This is a genomic window from Petrocella sp. (assembly GCF_059865615.1).
The window spans coordinates 1-18,317 of record NZ_JCBCDA010000120.1 but is presented as its reverse complement, the minus strand read 5'-3'; the positions used below and the strand labels follow the sequence as shown (position 1 = coordinate 18,317).

Genomic DNA, 18,317 nt, shown 5'->3' with positions numbered 1-18,317 from the left:
AATAGAAAGGCGGCATCTTATGACATCTACTACAACACATACAAAAGACTTGACCCCTATAGAACAATTGGAAAAACTAGACCAAAGCCTAAGTGCACTGGGCTTTTCCGAGGCCCTTATTTTCTGGGATTCTGCAACACTGGCACCGAAGAATGCTGTAAGCGGACGTTCAGAGACACTTGTTCACCTATCTGAATTCTATTATAACACATTGGTGAATGAACACATCCATCAGGTGCTCATCGATTTGGAAGCCACTAAAAATGACTTAAATGATCTGGAAAAATCTAAGCTTCAATTTTTTAGAGAAGAATATGATAAAGTGGCCTGTGTACCTGTAGATGAATATGCTGCATTTAAAGGTCTACAAGCCTTATCCTCTGATGCTTGGGAAGAAGCTAAAGAAAAAAATGATTTTTCTATTTTTGAACCCTATCTTCAAAAAGTTATTGATTTTCAGCGTAAATACATCGAATATAGAAACAAAGGTGGGCATCCTTATGATACCTTACTTCAAGATTATGAACGGGATCTCACAGTAGAAATCACCGATCAGTTTTTCGACCGTTTAAGAGCGGTCATCGTCCCCTTAGTTCAGAAGATTAAAGACAGTGGTGTCACCGTACACTCTCCTTTTGAAGGTGTCCAATACGATGTCAAAAACCAAAAACATTTATCTGATTTACTACTTGAGAAACTGGGGTTCAACAAGGATAGTGGTATTATTGCGGAAAGTGTTCATCCTTTTACCATGAACATCACAAAAGATGATGTTCGTATTACGACCCACTATTACGAAGACAATATTCTCTCAAGTATCTACAGTACCATACACGAATGTGGTCATGCATTATATGAACAAGATATTGATGTGGCTTTAGGCTTTAGTCGATTGGCAACCGGGACCACTATGGGCATTCATGAATCTCAATCCAGAATCTATGAAAACAACATCGGTCGTTCACGGGTTTTCTGGGAGACTTATTTCCCCTTACTACAAGATCTTTATAAAGACCAACTGGGTGATGCTACACCTGAAATTTGTTACAAAGCCAGCAATTATGTACGCCCCACTTTAATTCGTATCGAAGCGGATGAATTAACCTATGCTTTACACATTATGATACGCTATGAACTGGAAAAGCAGATTTTTGAAGGTAAATTAAATGCGAAAGATTTGCCAAGTGCTTGGAATGAACTCTATCAAAATTATCTTGGTATAACACCTGATTCTGATGCCAAAGGCGTTTTACAAGATGTCCACTGGTCCGAAGGCCTATTTGGCTACTTCCCTTCCTATGCCCTTGGTAGTGCTTATGCTGCACAATTTGAAGTTGCTATGAACAGAGATTTTGATGTGAACAAAGCCATCGCTGACGATCAACTGATCCTTATAAAGAATTGGCTTGCCGATAAAATCCACAAATACGGATCGACTAAGACGCCGGAAGAAATCCTTCTAATAGCTACCGGTGAACCTTTTAATCCGAAGTATTTTACAGATTATTTGTTAAAGAAATATAGTGATTTATATAACTTGTAGAGGCTATGATACAAGGCCAAAAGCAAGGGTAGTCATTCTCTAATACACAAAAAGCGGCAGACAAGTAGAATCTTTACTGTTATAAAAGGGGGGTACTGCATATTAAAAACTTGATTAATAGACACAAGCTTTTGGCCATCGTAATAGCAGCACTTCTCACAACAGTAATTCTGACAGTACTGACCAGTTTAACCCGGTTTATAGGGGAAGCACACAACAGTACCATTATCTCAGAAGAAAATGGAATCTATGATTTGACGGACATAACAATATCAGAAACTTCGGCATTCCGACTGGCGCCTAGTACAGTTTATTACCCCAATACATTCCTGACTTCAGATGATGCTGATAATGCCCTTTACGAAAGTGTTGATCAACTTGAGGAAATACGCGCCGAATATCTAACTCAGCGTTTTGTTCTCAAACTCCCTGATAACATGGATACCTACGCGTTAACCTTCACCCTTTCCGGCCGACATGCTATGCGGGTCTTTGTAAATGGTAGATTTGCAGCTCAAACAGGGAAACTTGGCACCACCAAGCAGGACACAGAAGTTTGGGAGAACAACATCAGCTTTCATGGTGTAGCTGTCAACGGTGAGATGGACGTTATACTTAACACCGCGCAATTTTATCATGCCAAGCGTGGCGCTTCCCTTGGGGAGTTAATCCTAAATAAACCAGGAACCGCATCTGATCCCTTTTTATTCAGTCGAATAAAGGGAACTGTAGCTATGGGTGCACTTTTATGTGCCGCTGTATTACTACTCACCATTTATTTGATGCTCTCGCGGACACGAGTAACCTTGTATTTTGCACTTGCTTGCCTCGTCATGGCACTTAGAGAAGGTTTACAAAGTCAGGCCTGGATCTATTTCCATATACCCGGAAACCTCTCTTTTATGCTGGAGTACTTGAGTGTGGTATTGTTGACTGTTTTTCTTTCTCTATATCTTGGACAGTATGCAAATGGTAAATTTCTACAAGCCGTTCAATATACAGCTATCCTCGGCTCCTGTATTTATGGTGTTTTTGTGTTATTTGGGGATTCTATTTTTTATACCTCAGTGTTGAAATACTATCAGTTTCTTCTTGTTATAAGTATTATTCCTGGAATTGCCGTTCTTTTTTTTAAAATGCGTAACCCGATAAAGGAACAGGCTGTGGTCATGTTTGGTATAGCGGTTTTTTTCCTTGCTGCCCTTTCGGATATTATCATGTATAGTGACTTATTCGGTGACCATATTAATACACCCATATCCGAAACAGCTATGTTCGTGTTCGTTCTGGCACAAACAGTATCCTTATTCCAAATGAACAATCGAGTGCTAGGTGAAGCCAAAGAAGTGGAGCAGAAACTGGAAGCTGAAAAAATAGCTTTGGAAAGTCTTAATCGACTGAAAACTGAATTTTTAGGTAATGTTTCCCATGAGTTGAAAACACCGCTGACGGTCATGTCCGGCTATGCCCAGACGACCAAACAACTTGCAGAACGACCGGATACCCTAGACAAAGGTGATGTGTCTCGTCGAATGACGTTAATTTCTTCTGAGGCAGAGCGGCTTTCCTTAATGGTAGGCCAGGTTCTGGATGTGACCCGCATGGAAGAAGGACAAATGGTCATGGAGCCGTCACGCTGCTACGTAGATGAGATCATCCATGCTGCTATTGAAACCCATTACCCAATACTGAACAAAAACAGAAACAGGCTGGACATTCATATCGAAAGTGGAATTCCTGCTGTTTATGCCGATCCTGCTCGGATTTCCCAAGTTATTGTCAACTTGATTTCTAACGCGGTACGTTTTACCACCAATGGTGTAATTACTATAACCGCAAGTAACGAAAATGATAAAATACTGATTCGTGTGGCAGATACCGGTATTGGAATTGCCCCAGAAAGGCTCCCATATATTTTTGAACGGTATAGCATAAAACAAAAATTCAACGACAGTCAGGATACAGGCACCGGTCTGGGCTTATATATCTGTAGGCATATCGTAAATCAACATGACGGAGAAATAAAGATTGAAAGCAAGGAAGGATACGGCACTGCCCTACTTTTCACCTTGCCCATATATTAGGCGTCAGTATCGTATCTTACTGAAGATGTATTCTCCTTTTCCGGAATTTGACAGTTCAAACCATTCCCCCTCTTCCATCCTAAGTTTTTTGCGCAGATTCGCCACATGTACAGCGACAGTGTGGGCTGCACCTGGGGAGCTTCCGCCCCACGCCCGTCGGTAGATTTCGTCATAGCTAAGTCGCCGCCCAGCAAACAGGGTAAAGCATCCTAATAGTTGAAGCTCCTTTTGTGTCAGTGGAATAGACACATGATCCAATGTTACTTCTCCCAGTAGAAAATCAATAGATAAGGGGAAAAGTTCGATCTTTCCTGCAGTCATAACGCCAGTTCTGCGAAGTTGTGCCCCCACCCTTGCACTAAGTACATTTAAATCATAGGGCTTAGTGACATAATCGTCACCACCCTGCAACAATCCTTTTACAACGCTCTCATTTTCATCCCTGCATGTCAGGAAGATGATGGGAGCGTTTGTTTTTTGTCGCAATTCGGCGCAGAACCCAAAGCCGGAGCCATCGGGCATCATCACATCCAACAAAATCAGGTCGGGGCTGTGCTCTTCCAGCTGAAACCGTGCTTGGGCCAGTGTGTCAGCAGCAATGACCTCATAGCCTTTGCCCTCAAAATATTCTTTGTTGATGGCCAGTACATCGACTTCGTCCTCCACCATCAATATCGTTGCCTTTTTCATTTTGTCACCACCTTATTTGTTAGAATTCTCAAGTTTCAGTTTACCATAGTCTTTCTGAAAATGTAACGCGAAAAAAATTGACTTGAGCTATCAAGAATTCTTGATAACACACACAGAAATATTTCTATCTGCTAATCTTAACTTGCTTGCTTATGCGATAGCTTAGCTGCGAGAAAGGGGTGAATACATGCTTCAAATCACAAGAGTTGATGTGGTAGATGACTGGACGTTGGATATTGAGCTTAGTAATGGGCATCTGATTTTATTTGATACCCGGCGGTTTGCAGAGAACGATCCTACCTATACGTTTCTGAGAAAATTGGAGGTGCTTCCCCGCCCCAGTACCGACGGGTATAGTATTTACTGGGATGACGGCCCAAGACTTGGGCTGGAAGAAATTATGACTCTGCTGAACCAACAAGACAACCATTAAATTTGAGGAGGTAACAAACATGAAACAAATTTTGAAAAAGATAGGCAGCATGTTACTCACGCTATGCTTGGTGATGAGTATGCTGTCAACAGCAGTATTTGCTGAAGGGACAGCGCTATATGTGGCAAACAAAATCAGTTCTTATTCAGGAAACCTAATTGTTGCTGTAAACGGCAATACCGTTACCGTCACAGGCACAGTACCAGATGCTGCGTCAGATCTTACGATGACGATTCCTTCGAACGTGACGGTTTTATGGAAAGCGTCTATTACAACAAGTAGTAGTTTTACTAACACTTTATTCGTATTGACTGGAACCGGCATATTTGAGGTGGGACTAAATGGCATGATCCACTCTGGATCAGGCACAGCCATCGACTCTATTGAAGGCACCGTGGTTATTAGCGGAGGTACAGTCAAATCCGATTCTGGCATGGCCATCAACACTAGTGGAGATACCGTGAAGGTCAGCGGCGGTACGGTTAGTACCAAAATAGGTACAGCAATTAATGCCCATACTAATGGTGATACTACTATTATCATCAGTAATGATGGCACTGTGGAGGCTACCGGAAATTTCGGCAAAGCAATTGTTGCTCACCACCTCGACCTTGTACAAGTAAAGGACAATGCTGTGGTCAGTGCAAGTAATGGCTACGCCATCGAAACCTCTTATAACGTGGAGGTCAGTGGCGGCATGGTTAGCTCCGGCTTAAGTTCCGCCATCTATACTAATGGTGCAAACTCTACAGTGGAGGTTAGTGGTGGTACAGTTACCAATTCATCAGCCAGCTTTGCTTGCCCCGTCATCTACATGAGCTCTTCTAGTTTCAACCAAAATAGTAAAGTTGTGATCAGCGGAACTGGCAAGGTTCTAACATATGGAGCGGGCACCTATGATACAGCTATCCGAACTTATGGTGATGTGGAGATAAAAGACAGCGCACAGGTCAAAGCTACCACAGGTTATGCTATTTATACCGAAGGCGCAGATTCTGAAGTTGTGGTCAGCGGAGGCTTGGTCAGCGCCACGGATGGTTATGCCATCTATAGCGATGGTGCAAGCGCAACCGTGGGGGTTAACGGAGGTACGATATTCGCATACGGCGCCGCTATAAAAGACGCTGTTATTAACCTACCGAACAACGCAAGTGGCTTTACAGAACCTACCGGCGACAGCGTGGTCATTGCATGGAATAAGGATGCAGGATTTACGACATATAGTTACGATGCTACTGATGAAAATGGCGACTTGAACGTTTTACCAAATGATGCGACGGTAAAGTGGACAAAGCAAGATAATGAGAGCGGCATCTCCTCCACGAACGGTGTAAATACTAGCTTCATTCAAGTAGCCGGCGTAACCGTATCTAAACTTGGTGTTTTAATTGATGGTCAGAATTATCAGGTAGCGAGTGATCGAGCACATTTCTACACCTTCGATTTGACCACCCTACTACAAAATACCAGTATTGATCCATCTCTAATTAGCCTATATACCCGCATCCAATACACGAATGATCATAATATTTTCGTCGGCCCACCTGTTGTTATCGGATCCATACTGACACTGCCAATTGGGTCGGTAAATATAGGAGGGGTGACGGACACGGTAACCATAGGCTTTACCAGCGACTACTATGACATTTCCAACGCGATCATTACCGTCGAGATTGTAGAAAAAACATCCGTCACTATATCTGCAGATATGGTTGGTGGTGTCTATAACGGCCAGGAATATGCCCACAGCAATGTGACTGTGATAGCTAACACTGACAGCAGCAACATCACCGACAGTGTTACATTGGAAGCAAGTTATTTGGGAATAAATGACACAACCTACGGACCCACTAGCAACGCTCCAACAAATGCCGGTAGCTATCAGCTGACCCTCTCGGTGCCGGACAGCGACGCAACCTATACGGGCAGCACAAGCTATACCTTCACCATTGAGAAACGCCCAGTAACCATTGGTAATAATAAGCCATCCGGTGGCGGTTCGATTACTCCCGCGATATCTGCGCCATCTGCACCTGACGTTTTAGGTTCCACAAGCACCACCAAGGTGACGGCAAAAACTGATGCTAACGGTACAGCTACTGCCTATGTTACTGAATCTCAGATGACAACTGCAATTACAGCGGCTTTGGAAGCTGCCAAAAGCACCGGTGAAGCACATAGGGTGGAAATTCAGGTGTCTGGCACAAATGGAGCAAGCTCTATAGAAACTTCCTTACCAAAAGCTACTGTTCAGGCGTTAGTAACCGGAGAGGTTGGATTTTTGACGCTTACCTCCGACATAGCTGATTTGACCTTTGATGCCCAGGCCATTGCCTTCATTGCGGACGTTACCACTGGAGATGTGTCATTTACCGCATCTAAAGTGGAAAATAGCACACTTTCCGACACGGCACGTCAGCTTGTTAGCGACCGTCCAGTATATAACTTTAGCATAACCTCTGATGACAAAACAATCACACAGTTTGGCGGAATAGTAACAATTGCACTACCCTACATCCCGACGGCAGGCGAAGATACAAACGCCATTGTGTCCTATTATATTAATACCGACGGCGAACCTGAGCTCATGCAAAACTGTTACTATGACGCAGATACAGGCTCTCTTGTATTCACCACAGACCACTTTTCACACTTTGCAGTGGGTTATAACAAGGTTGTATTTAAAGATGTTTCAGATACCGCATGGTATACAGATGCAATCAGCTACCTTGCCGCAAGGGATATTACCTCAGGTACGACCAAAACTACTTTCACCCCCAACGGGACATTAACACGTGGTCAGTTTATCACCTTATTGATGCGTGCTTATAGCATCGACTCGGGTGATTATACGGCTGACAATTTCGCTGATGCAGGTAACACCTACTACACCGGTTATCTAGCGGCAGCCAAGAGGTTAGAGATTTCCAACGGCGTGGGAGACAACATGTTTGCACCGGAGCAAGCCATCACCCGACAGGAAATGTTTACAATGCTTTACAACACGCTAAAGACAATCCATCAATTGCCAGAGGGTGATTCCGGTAAAAAAATCTCAGATCTAAAGGATCAATTAGAAATCTCGTCCTACGCACAGGAGTCCATTACATATTTGATGGAAACAGGCATTGTCAGCGGTAATAACGGACACCTGAAACCAACAGAAACAACAACTCGAGCAGAAATGGCGCAAGTTTTATATAACCTACTGTCCAAATAGCCTTATTTGAAAATAGCAACATAAAAAAACTGTCTGGTTTATTCAGACAGTTTTTTTGTTTCACAAGACCATATTCTTAGCTAATATCGACTCCGCCACCTTCATACCATCCAGTGCCGCCGACATAATACCACCTGCATAACCTGCCCCTTCACCACAAGGATAGAGACCTTTGACCGAACTCATATAGGCCTCATCTCTTAAAATACGTATGGGTGAAGATGTTCTAGTCTCAACACCTGTTAAAACAGCATCCTTTCGGTCAAAATCTTTGATTTTCATGCCGAATACTTGAATGCCTTCTTTTAAGGCTTCTGCTACAAAATCAGGTAAAGCTTGATTCAGGTCCGCCATAGTATATGGACCTTTTATATTGGGTTTAACACCTCCAAAGGCTGTTGTAATTCTACCGTTATTGAAGTCGTCCAATTTTTGAACGGGTAGGCTATAATTAGAACCGGCGATCTCAAAGGCCTTTTTCTCCCATTTTCTTTGAAAATGAACACCGGCTAATAAATCATCACCACCAAAGTCCTCAGGTAGTACATTGACCAACAATGCACTGTTTGCATTGACTTCATCTCTTTTAAAATTACTCATCCCGTTACAAACGACATGGCCAATCTCAGAAGCAGAGTTCACCACAAAGCCACCCGGGCACATACAAAAAGTATAGACCGCACGTCCCTCACCTGTTCGATACGTTAACTTGTAATCCGCTACAGGCAGATTAGGATGATGATAGCCTAATCCATATTGTTTCTTTGAGATCATCTCTTGGGGATGTTCAATCCGTAACCCAATGGCAAAAGCTTTTTTCTCCATAGGAATCTTATCTATTATGAGACGCTGGAATGTATCTCTTGCACTATGACCAATAGCCAAAACCACATGATTTGTATCAATTATATGCCCTAGCTGGTCTCTGACACCTATAACAGCGCCATTTTCAATAACCAGTTCGGTCATTTTCCTGCTAAAATGAACCTCACCACCAAGTGCAATGATTTTAAGGCGTATGTTTTCAACGACTTTGATCAGATAATCTGTACCGATATGGGGCTTGTTCACATAGCGGATTTCTTCCGGTGCCCCTGCTTCAATAAAAGTATCTAATATTTTGTCCATTCGATAGAATTTGTCTTTTACCCCTGTGTTAATTTTTCCATCGGAGTAAGTACCGGCGCCACCTTCACCAAATTGTATATTAGATTCTACATCCAGTTTTCCGGTTTTGAAGTAGGTCTCTACATCTTTAATGCGCTCATCAACCGCACGTCCACGTTCAAGCAATATGGGTTTAGCCCCTTGTTCTGCCAGAATGAGTGCTGCAAAAAGGCCTGCCGGTCCGGCACCGATAACGACCGGTCGTTTCTCCGGTATTTTTATTGGACCTTTTGGTTCGTAAGATGGTGTTTCTTCTTGATATGTCAACTTTGATAGTTTTTTATTAGAGGATGCCGCCATTAGCACATCAACAGAATAGACTATTTTTATGGCTTCTTTTTTTCTGGCATCTACAGATTTTTTAATGATCCTAATTTCTGTATTTGCTTCAAGCCCATAGATCGTTTTGACCAACTTATATAAATCATCGACCTTATGATCCAATGGCATTTTTATTTGTTCAATTCTATAATAGCCCATCATTATCCCTTACTGGCACTTACGCCTGCTACATATCCTGAGCTCCATGCCCATTGTAAATTAAACCCACCGCAATCTCCATCCATATCCAGTATTTCTCCACATAAAATGACATTAGGATATTTTTTACTGGTGAGTGTTGTTGCAACTACTTCATGGCAATCAACGCCTCCAGCAGTAACCTGTGATTGATTCCATTGCTTGGTTCCTGTAATACTAAGCCTAAAAGCCTTAAGCCAATGAACAATCAATTCCCGTTGTTTAGAAGTGATTTGTGCCCCTTTGTCTCTTGGACTCATGCCACAATCTTTGATTAAGGGGATAATCATTTGCTTGGGAAGCAAGCCCACAAAAAAATCCTCCAGCACTTTATAGGACATTCTTTCAATACGTTTTAGCAACATCTGATCTAAGGCTGTGCTGTCAAGCAATGGCACCAAATCACCATGAATCTCAATGTTTTTTTTGTGATTTTTAATGGCTTGAGCCGCCGTTCGACTTACATCCAATATTGGCGGTCCGGATAGACCGTAATCTGTAAAAAGGAGTTCCCCATAAGCGCTCTTAAGATGTACGTCATCAACGACCAAATCCACTTTAGCCATCACTTTAGTTCCTTTAAGATGTTTAAGGTAGGCATAATCTGATTCAAGTTGAATGAGAGATGGATAAGGCTCAATTAGATTCATTCCTAGTTCTTTGGCTATTTGATAACCACTACCGTTAGAACCCAGGTCCGGAGTGGATTTGCCACCACCTGCCAGAATCACATAATCACCATAATATTTATTTTTTTTAGTATGTACCACCACCCGCTGTCCTGCATCCACATGAACAACGTCTTCATTGCATATAACTTGTACATTCTGGCGGTCCAGTTCATAGAGCAGTACATTCAGAACTGAAGCTGCCTGAAGTGAATATGGATAGAGCTTCCCCTCATCCAGTTCCAGTATGGGAATACCTAGTGTCTCGAAAAACTCTAAGGTTTTGCTTAAATCAAACTGAGGGTATATATGATCATATAAGTTTTGACTATCTGAATGAAAGCGACTTTCCTCAATGAATCTGTTGGATATGTTGCAGCGGCCATTACCGGTCGCCAATATTTTTTTGCCAATACGATCTTTACGTTCCAATAAAATTACTTTTTGCCCCAGTCGTGCAGCAGTTATAGCGGCCATTATGCCGGATGCTCCACCACCTATGACAATCACTTTGTTTTTACCCATACCATCACCTACATCAATCTTAATCTTTTTGCTAGAGCAACCAGTTTATTTCCTTTTGGGAAAATCAAGAGCTCCACTTCCGTTATGCCACCGATTTTTATAAGCAATATGACATAGAATAGACCACCGATCATAATAGCTGTCAAAGTGCCAATGACATTCGAATTGCTCATGGCCATAACCATCATATGGACCACCATGGCGACTATACCCATCATTAAACCTGCAATTAATGGGTACATCACCGAAACTCTATAATCCATATTCAAATGGATTTTCTTTTCAATACTTAAATAATTCATTGTTGCCACCAAACCACTAAAAATAATATTTGATAGTACCGCACCAATGAGTCCAAAATCAAAAACATATATCAATATAATCATGAAAACAACTTTTACGCCAAGGGCCACAAGCGAATGGTGTACCGGAACTCGAATCATACCCAGCCCTTGTAAAATACCAATACAAATGGCCGATACACTATAGAAAATAACCGTCATAGCGCCAAGTCTCATGAGCAAAGAAGCAATCTCAATGTTTTTAGCGCCAAAGAGCATCAAAAGAATAGGTTCTGCTAAAAAAGCCAAACCAAATGCTGATGGTATAGATACCAAAAGTACCATCTTAATGGCTTGTTTTCCTCGGTGTTGCACAGCCGCGTATTCCTTCTTAGCCATAAGGGAAGTAATCCCAGGTATGGAGGCTGCAGCAAGTGCCGATGCAACAGATATGGGCAAGGTTAGAATTAATTTGTACTTAGAAGCCAATATCCCGTACTGCCCTGCTACAAAAGCCGGTTCATAGCCCTGAAACAAAAGTCCCCTTTGAAATAAAACCGTATCCACGAGACCTGAAAGATTGTAAGCCGTAGATCCAATCAACATAGGCACTGAAGTCATAACAATAATCTGCCAGTAATCGAACAAACCGTCCTCAACTGTAGACACACGATCGCTCGCCATACGTTTTCCAAAGTACGGTCTGGCCATTCTGTAAACAAATATAAGAAACAATAAGCCAAACAGTGTACCTATACCCGTTCCTAGGGTGCCTCCAGCCGCTCCGAAGGCAACCCCTTGACCTAGTAAGGCGTAGGCCATGACAAGGCTGAATATGGCGTTAAACACCTGTTCAATGATTTGTGAGATTGCTGTTGGGACCATCGTATTCATGCCTTGAAAATAACCTCTAAAGACAGCAAGAATAGAAAAAATCAATAAAGCCGGTGCTAAAGCTCTCATAGCGTGCACACTACCAGGTGAACCTATAAGAGATGCCAGATTCTGAGCTTGAAAATACATAACAGATGAAGTGATTAAACCGACAAAGGCACCTAGAAGCAAGCCCGCCTTAAAAATCTGGTGGGCTTCCTTATATTTTCTTAATGTAATTTTTTTTGAAATAATCTTGGACAATGCTGCCGGCAAAGCATAAGACGAAATAATCAGCATAAAAGAATAGATCTCAAAAGAACTACTGTAGTATCCCATACCTTCTTCCCCAAGAATATTGACCAAGGGAATTCTATAAAAAAAACCGATTAGACGTACAATCAAAGAAGCAGAAGCTAGGATACCGCCTTGTACAACCATATGATTGGACGCCTTTTTAGTTGATACCATAACCCACCCCCTACTACCTCATCTTTTTATTTATAAATCAAATTTATAGGGTAGTATTTTTGTCATAGGGATTTCTATAATTCCTTTTTCCTCATCGTCAAAAAGCATAACGGCATCCATCATAAATTCACTCATAACTTGGCGGCATATACCGCAAGGATAGGTGAATTTTTTGCTGTTGCTGACCACTGCCAGTTTCTTAAACTCCTGTTCACCTTCAGATATAGCTTTGAAAATAGCCGTTCTTTCTGCACAATTGGTTGCACCAAAAGAGGCATTTTCGATATTACAGCCTTTATATACTTTACCGCTTTTCGTCAATAATGCCGCACCCACTTGGAACTTCGAATAAGGTACATATGCATTTTCCATGGCTTCATAAGCCATTTGTATTAATTTTTCATTTGTCATCATAGCCTCTATTCTCTTCTTTATTCAAAAAGTAACTTGTCAGTTCGGTTAGTTGGAAAAACTGAAATCCATGTTTTTCCAGGATACATGATGAGAGGATCACCATTGACATCAAAGTATCTGGTCGGTTCATTATGGCTTTTCTTAGACCAGGTGATTGGAACCATTTCACCTCTTGTTAGATAATAGCCATCACCCTCCGTCAATAGATTCATATCCATACGTCCTGCAGAATCTCCTTTTATATTCCAGACACTTGCCAGTTGTATGATAATGTTGTCAAATACCAGTTGATGACCTGTTCCTTCATCAATATGCTCTCCTGTACCGGTTTTCTTATAATTCAAGTACTGAAATCTTTTATAGTTCATGGCATCAGCGTCATAATCAAACCACGCATAATGATAGCTTGAAAAATCCAATATGACTTTTTCCACTTTCTCCGGTTCAATCAACTTAATTTCCTCGGAAAAGTCAAATTTATTAACAAATGCAGGGTCTTTTTCGGTTCGATAACCCTTCTGTTCCCATATTTCCATAATTCTATCTTTTGTCGCATAGGTACTATGAGGACTTTTTCTACTCGGGTCTTTATAAGCTACACTTGAAGACATTGCATCCAAATTAGGGGCTCTTAATTTTCTGATGGCATCATAAGCTTGAGGACTACCACCTATATGTACAAAAATAGCATCAAAATCAAAAGCAAAGTCCAAATAATAATGTCTGGCACTTCTGACAGGTCCTATTTTATCACCGGTTACATCCTGATAAACAGCATACAGTCTGGTGATGCCACCTTCAACCAATGTCTCATAGATTACATCCGCTTCTTCGATACCGATTTGTGGAATGGCATTGTGAATGTTACTAATGACGATCCCCACAGGCCGTCTGTTTATCACATCTTCATCAATATATAAGCCGGTTAAAGGATTCAGGGCTTTACCCGTTAGATCCACGACTTCTTCTACTTCCTCAACTTCTTCCACTACTTCAGGTACTTCTTCTACAACTTCTACAATCTCAGGCTCTTCTACTACTTCTTCTTTCCCACAACCTACAAAAAAGGCCATCAACCCCAATAGAATCCATATACATACTCGTTTTTTCATAGTGACTCCTTTAGTCTTATTTCAGTCTCATTTTTAGTATCATCATGTCGTCATGTTTATTTATAGAATCCTAGCTTTGATAATAGAGTCAAATAATTTTCGGTATAAATATAATTGCACCAATTATCATAGCAACAATAGCTGCAACGAGCGTTGCACCGGCTGCTATGTCTTTAGAATACTTTGCCAGTTCATTGTAGGTCTTACCACAAACCATATCGACCGTATACTCAATCGCTGTATTAAGTAACTCTGCGACAATAACAAATCCGATGGTTAAGACAACAATCAACCATTCTAGAACGCTAATTCTAAAATAGACACCAAAAAGTATCGCAAGCAAACCAAACATTGTATGAAGCTTGACATTTCTCTCTGTTTTGAATGCTTGAATAATACCATTGAAAGCATGAGAAAAACTCGATTTTAGGTTTCTGTTCTTCATCGTTCCATCCCCATATCTTTTAGAATCTCTTTTTGTTTTTGGATCATCATGGTTTCTTCTTCTTCTGTTTCATGGTCATAACCCATCAGATGTAGCATACTATGCACTACTAAAAAACTGAGTTCCCGTTCCCTACTATGCCCGTAGAGATTGCTTTGCTCGATGACCTTGTCCCATGAAATCACAATGTCGCCAATATAGACTTCATCTGTTTCAGGATTTTTAGGTTCATGTTGTAGTGCTTGGTTGAATTGTTCACCAATTAGAATATTCACCATTGGAAACGAAAGGACATCCGTCGGCTTATTGATGCCTCTTTGGTCCAGATTAATCTCTTGAATCTCATCACTGGACATAATCGTTACACTAAGCTCCACCGGTTCACGAACACTTTCATAAGTAAGACTACTTTTTATTGCTTTTTCAATAATAGGGTTTAAATCTGACGTTTGATCGCCATATAACCATTCAATATAAACACTCATACACATCACCTATTCGTAGGATATTTTACCCGCTCATGATACATGCCATTATAAACTTGTATAAATGCTTCTGCAATGAGAGGTAATTCTTTCATTTTCAGCGGACTTGCATCCAATTGTGCTTCCATAAACTTCTGATTCGATATTTCTTTGATGATTTCCCTGATACGGTCTAAATGCCGATCTTCCTCATCAAGAGATGTGACATATGCTTCCACACAATCTGCCAACATAATAATGGCAGACTCTTTGGTACTTGGCTTTGGACCTGGGTATCTGAATGTAGCTTCTTGGTATGCGATACCGTCATCATATTGATTCGCCTTGTGATAAAAGTACCCTACAAGGGATGTACCATGATGCTCTCTTATGAGTTCTACAATTCCTTTAGGTAATTTGTGTTCTTTTGCTAACTTAACCCCAAAGGCCACATGTTCTATAATGATTTGAGCACTTGACTCGGCCGCTATTTGATCGTGGGGATTGGGACCGCCATTTTGGTTTTCAATGAAATATTCCGGATCCTTTAACTTGCCCACATCATGATACAAAGCACCAATCTTTGTCATAATAGCATCGCACCCGACTGCCTTTGCCGCTCTTTGTGCCAAATTAGATACCATTTTTGAGTGATGATAAGTACCAGGTGCTTCTACCATCAATCTTTGTAGTAATTTTTGATCCTCGCTCATTAATTCCAGTAGCTTTGTAGGTGTAACAAACTGAAAAATAGCTTCCCACAAAGGCATGGATCCAACAACTACAATAATGCTTAAAAGAATATTGGAAAAAATAAATAATGGTTCCGTTAAATTGAGTTCTAATCCTATCATATAGACTATTAGAATATAAAACACTACACCAAATAGTGAAGTTAAACCAGCTACATAAATAATTTTCTTTCTTTCTTTTGCTTCAATAATCACCAAAGCCGATAAAACACCCACCGGTAAATAAAAGAGATAAAACATCATAGGCAATGGTAGGATCATGCCAATAAGGGCAACACCAAGAATATGGGTTATAATCGCCAATTGTTGATTAATATTGATAGCTATGAGCATAACCCCAACTAGGATGGGCATAAAAAAATATGCGTTTTCACCTATAAAAATGGATGCTGTCCATAAGGAAGATGTTATCAGTAGCAAAAATAATTTCTGATTGAAAGGAATTTCTTTGTAAAACAAGAAAATATAATAGCCATATATGGACAATAAACATAAAATGATAAGATTACGTCCGATGATCGAACCGATATCGATTTGATTGTATACCATAAAGAAATTCATTATAACAAGCATCGTAAGGACTGCCAGTATCAACAAAAAACTTCTGATGTTATTTTGAAGTTTCACCTTATCCCTACTTTCCGTAATGTTTTTTTGCATACGTGTTGGACTTATTTTTTTCTTTATGCAATTTTTGGTTCTTCTCATAAACTTCATAGGCATTCACGATTTTTTGAACCAGCGGATGACGTACAACATCTGCTTGTGTTAATTCGATGATACCGATTTCTTCGACATTTTTCAGAATTCGACTGGCCACTTCCAAACCGGAAACTTTATTTTCAGGTAAATCTTTCTGAGTGATGTCACCAGTAATAATGGCTTTAGAACCGTAACCAATTCTAGTGAGAAACATCTTCATCTGTTCCGGCGTGGTATTTTGGGCTTCATCCAGTATGATAAAAGCATTATCTAAAGTTCTACCTCGCATATACGCTAGAGGTGCTACTTCTATCAGGCCTTTTTCCATATTGGCTTGATAGGCATCCGCGCCCATAATCTCATGAAGCGCATCGTATAAAGGTCTAAGGTAAGGGTCCACCTTGCTTTGTAGATCACCCGGTAAAAAACCTAATTTTTCACCGGCCTCAATCGCCGGTCTGGTCATGATGATTCTATTAACCTCTTTTTTCTTAAAAGCGGTTATAGCATGTGCCATAGCAAGATAGGTCTTTCCTGTACCTGCAGGTCCAATTCCAAAAACAATCATTTTATTCTTAATAGCTTCAATATAAGCACTCTGTCCTGCTGTTTTGGCTCGAATATATTTACCCCGCATGGTCATACAGACAAAATCATCTTTGATCTGATTCAGTACATCTTCCTTTTCTTTATGAATCATATCGAGTGCATAATTAACGATTTGTTCATTAATCTCAACACCTTTCAGGCTACTTTTCATAAGCTGCTTAAGTACCTTTCTGGCTTTAATAGCATCGGCTTCTTCACCGGTAATTCTTATATCATTATCACGATTAACGATACTGACTTTTAAAGCTTTTTCTATATGCTTAATGTTAACATCAAAGTCACCAAATACTATAGTTATTAAATCGTGAGGCATATTAACAAGTACTTCGTTTTTTTCCATCGACAACCTCCCATTGTACCCATTAAAGTTGGGCGCCTATCTATTTTAACATAATTATGTTTTGGATGACCAGTCTTTTGATGTTTTTTATAAGACTTTCCTTTCGAATTAAAAAAGTGCCATGGATATCCACGGCACTGCTTTAGTTTAATTATTCTATTGACTTAAACGCTTCTTGACCAATTGACTCACCAGTTTGGTATCTGCTTTACCGGATAACTCATCCGAAAGAACACTCATAACTTTTCCCATATCTTTCATAGATGTGGCACCTAGTTCCTCAATTGTCTTCGATACAATCTCATAGACTTCATCATCAGATAATTGCTTAGGTAAATAAGTCATGAGAATATCAATCTCTGACTTCAATTCGTCGATGAGGTCTAAACGACCACTCTTTTCAAACTCAGGTAAGGCGCTTGTGCGCTTTTTAACCAGGTTTGCAATAATTTTTACATAATCTTCTTCCGAAACATCGATCTTTTGATCTTTTTCCATCTGAAGAGCTGCTGTACGTATGGATTGAATCGTATTCTTGCGTAGAGTCTCTTTTTTCTTCATTGCTTCCTTTAAATCAAGAAACAATTGATCTTTTAAACTCATTCAACCATCCTATTCAAATAAATTAGAATTTACGTTTTCTAGCTGCTTCTGATTTCTTCTTACGTTTAACACTAGGTTTTTCGTAATGTTCTCTTTTTCTGATTTCTTGCATGATACCTGCTTTAGCGCAGTTTCTCTTAAATCTTCTAAGAGCACTATCAAGAGTTTCGTTGTCTCTAATCGTTACATTAGACATAGCAATTTCAACCTCCCTCCAGTTGCGTATTGTGCTTGTCCTACAACTAAGGGTAATAATTTAGCACTATAGATGATTATACCACAATAATCTTATTCGTCAACCTCATTTACAAAAAAAATGGGTTTTGTCTACTTTATTTGGAACCGATAAAATAACCCGTCAAATATGGGCTCATATTCCATATAATACTTCATATGATCCAT

General features: G+C 40.4%; 16 protein-coding genes. 4 read left to right on the top strand and 12 right to left on the bottom strand.

All coding sequences use genetic code 11. The features are described 5' to 3' along the window. Positions 1–19 precede the first annotated feature (19 nt). The gene (locus AC6F8J_RS13925; RefSeq protein ID WP_500724192.1) at positions 20–1,543 is read left to right on the top strand and encodes a carboxypeptidase M32; all 1,524 of its coding nucleotides are present in this window, start codon (positions 20–22) and stop codon (positions 1,541–1,543) included. A gap of 110 nt (positions 1,544–1,653) precedes the next feature. Further along, positions 1,654–3,627 carry an ATP-binding protein gene (locus AC6F8J_RS13920; RefSeq protein ID WP_500724190.1) on the top strand — a complete coding sequence of 658 codons (1,974 nt, stop codon included), beginning with the start codon at positions 1,654–1,656 and terminating at the stop codon, positions 3,625–3,627. 3 nt (positions 3,628–3,630) lie between these two features. Here AC6F8J_RS13920 and AC6F8J_RS13915 read toward each other — a convergent pair whose 3' ends face one another. Next, positions 3,631–4,317 carry a response regulator gene (locus AC6F8J_RS13915; protein ID WP_500724188.1) on the bottom strand — a complete coding sequence of 229 codons (687 nt, stop codon included), beginning with the start codon at positions 4,315–4,317 and terminating at the stop codon, positions 3,631–3,633. A 187-nt stretch (positions 4,318–4,504) separates the two neighbouring features. Here AC6F8J_RS13915 and AC6F8J_RS13910 point away from each other — a divergent pair, with 187 nt between their 5' ends. Both AC6F8J_RS13910 and AC6F8J_RS13905 read left to right on the top strand, forming a co-directional pair. Then, complete coding sequence (locus AC6F8J_RS13910; RefSeq protein WP_500724186.1) at positions 4,505–4,750, top strand: DUF2442 domain-containing protein; 246 nt, start codon at positions 4,505–4,507, stop codon at positions 4,748–4,750. A 19-nt stretch (positions 4,751–4,769) separates the two neighbouring features. Further along, a complete protein-coding gene (locus AC6F8J_RS13905; protein ID WP_500724184.1) occupies positions 4,770–7,970 on the top strand; it encodes an S-layer homology domain-containing protein in 3,201 nt (1,066 codons plus the stop codon). 60 nt (positions 7,971–8,030) lie between these two features. On the opposite strand, the gene AC6F8J_RS13900 is transcribed toward AC6F8J_RS13905, so the two are convergent. The 11 genes from AC6F8J_RS13900 to rpsU all read right to left on the bottom strand — a co-directional run bounded on the left by AC6F8J_RS13900 (position 8,031) and on the right by rpsU (position 18,111). Then, positions 8,031–9,620, bottom strand: a complete 1,590-nt coding sequence (locus AC6F8J_RS13900) for an FAD-dependent protein (RefSeq protein ID WP_500724182.1) — start codon at positions 9,618–9,620, stop codon at positions 8,031–8,033. Continuing rightward, the gene (locus tag AC6F8J_RS13895) at positions 9,620–10,849 is read right to left on the bottom strand and encodes an aminoacetone oxidase family FAD-binding enzyme (protein WP_500724180.1); all 1,230 of its coding nucleotides are present in this window, start codon (positions 10,847–10,849) and stop codon (positions 9,620–9,622) included. The genes AC6F8J_RS13900 and AC6F8J_RS13895 overlap by 1 nt, the downstream gene beginning before the upstream one ends. Positions 10,850–10,857: 8 nt before the next feature. Then, the gene (locus AC6F8J_RS13890) at positions 10,858–12,474 is read right to left on the bottom strand and encodes a putative polysaccharide biosynthesis protein (RefSeq protein ID WP_125135668.1); all 1,617 of its coding nucleotides are present in this window, start codon (positions 12,472–12,474) and stop codon (positions 10,858–10,860) included. Positions 12,475–12,504: 30 nt separating this feature from the next. Beyond that, complete coding sequence (locus tag AC6F8J_RS13885; RefSeq protein WP_500724177.1) at positions 12,505–12,885, bottom strand: cytidine deaminase; 381 nt, start codon at positions 12,883–12,885, stop codon at positions 12,505–12,507. Positions 12,886–12,905: 20 nt separating this feature from the next. Beyond that, the gene (locus tag AC6F8J_RS13880) at positions 12,906–14,000 is read right to left on the bottom strand and encodes a DUF3048 domain-containing protein (RefSeq protein WP_500724175.1); all 1,095 of its coding nucleotides are present in this window, start codon (positions 13,998–14,000) and stop codon (positions 12,906–12,908) included. A gap of 88 nt (positions 14,001–14,088) precedes the next feature. Continuing rightward, entirely contained in the window at positions 14,089–14,445 is a 357-nt protein-coding gene (locus AC6F8J_RS13875) for a diacylglycerol kinase (RefSeq protein WP_500724174.1), read from the bottom strand. Next, positions 14,442–14,930, bottom strand: a complete 489-nt coding sequence (ybeY, locus tag AC6F8J_RS13870) for an rRNA maturation RNase YbeY (protein WP_500724172.1) — start codon at positions 14,928–14,930, stop codon at positions 14,442–14,444. Before ybeY ends, AC6F8J_RS13875 begins: the two co-directional genes overlap by 4 nt. A 5-nt stretch (positions 14,931–14,935) precedes the next feature. After that, complete coding sequence (locus AC6F8J_RS13865; protein WP_500724170.1) at positions 14,936–16,321, bottom strand: HDIG domain-containing metalloprotein; 1,386 nt, start codon at positions 16,319–16,321, stop codon at positions 14,936–14,938. Next, complete coding sequence (locus AC6F8J_RS13860; RefSeq protein ID WP_500724168.1) at positions 16,296–17,312, bottom strand: PhoH family protein; 1,017 nt, start codon at positions 17,310–17,312, stop codon at positions 16,296–16,298. Before AC6F8J_RS13860 ends, AC6F8J_RS13865 begins: the two co-directional genes overlap by 26 nt. A 156-nt stretch (positions 17,313–17,468) precedes the next feature. Further along, the gene (locus AC6F8J_RS13855; protein WP_500724166.1) at positions 17,469–17,915 is read right to left on the bottom strand and encodes a GatB/YqeY domain-containing protein; all 447 of its coding nucleotides are present in this window, start codon (positions 17,913–17,915) and stop codon (positions 17,469–17,471) included. A 22-nt stretch (positions 17,916–17,937) separates the two neighbouring features. After that, positions 17,938–18,111, bottom strand: coding sequence for a 30S ribosomal protein S21 (gene rpsU, locus AC6F8J_RS13850; protein ID WP_125135675.1), 174 nt, complete (start codon positions 18,109–18,111; stop codon positions 17,938–17,940). Between the last annotated feature and the right edge of the window lie 206 nt (positions 18,112–18,317).

Coding starts and splice junctions, on each gene's coding strand:
- AC6F8J_RS13875 (WP_500724174.1), bottom strand. CDS start 14,445: ATGAAGAACAGAAACCTAAAATCGAGTTTTTCTCATGCTTTCAATGGT.
- AC6F8J_RS13865 (WP_500724170.1), bottom strand. CDS start 16,321: ATGCAAAAAAACATTACGGAAAGTAGGGATAAGGTGAAACTTCAAAAT.
- AC6F8J_RS13895 (WP_500724180.1), bottom strand. CDS start 10,849: ATGGGTAAAAACAAAGTGATTGTCATAGGTGGTGGAGCATCCGGCATA.
- AC6F8J_RS13885 (WP_500724177.1), bottom strand. CDS start 12,885: ATGACAAATGAAAAATTAATACAAATGGCTTATGAAGCCATGGAAAAT.
- AC6F8J_RS13890 (WP_125135668.1), bottom strand. CDS start 12,474: ATGGTATCAACTAAAAAGGCGTCCAATCATATGGTTGTACAAGGCGGT.
- AC6F8J_RS13925 (WP_500724192.1), top strand. CDS start 20: ATGACATCTACTACAACACATACAAAAGACTTGACCCCTATAGAACAA.
- ybeY (WP_500724172.1), bottom strand. CDS start 14,930: ATGAGTGTTTATATTGAATGGTTATATGGCGATCAAACGTCAGATTTA.
- AC6F8J_RS13880 (WP_500724175.1), bottom strand. CDS start 14,000: ATGAAAAAACGAGTATGTATATGGATTCTATTGGGGTTGATGGCCTTT.
- AC6F8J_RS13900 (WP_500724182.1), bottom strand. CDS start 9,620: ATGATGGGCTATTATAGAATTGAACAAATAAAAATGCCATTGGATCAT.
- rpsU (WP_125135675.1), bottom strand. CDS start 18,111: ATGTCTAATGTAACGATTAGAGACAACGAAACTCTTGATAGTGCTCTT.
- AC6F8J_RS13910 (WP_500724186.1), top strand. CDS start 4,505: ATGCTTCAAATCACAAGAGTTGATGTGGTAGATGACTGGACGTTGGAT.
- AC6F8J_RS13915 (WP_500724188.1), bottom strand. CDS start 4,317: ATGAAAAAGGCAACGATATTGATGGTGGAGGACGAAGTCGATGTACTG.
- AC6F8J_RS13855 (WP_500724166.1), bottom strand. CDS start 17,915: ATGAGTTTAAAAGATCAATTGTTTCTTGATTTAAAGGAAGCAATGAAG.
- AC6F8J_RS13905 (WP_500724184.1), top strand. CDS start 4,770: ATGAAACAAATTTTGAAAAAGATAGGCAGCATGTTACTCACGCTATGC.
- AC6F8J_RS13860 (WP_500724168.1), bottom strand. CDS start 17,312: ATGGAAAAAAACGAAGTACTTGTTAATATGCCTCACGATTTAATAACT.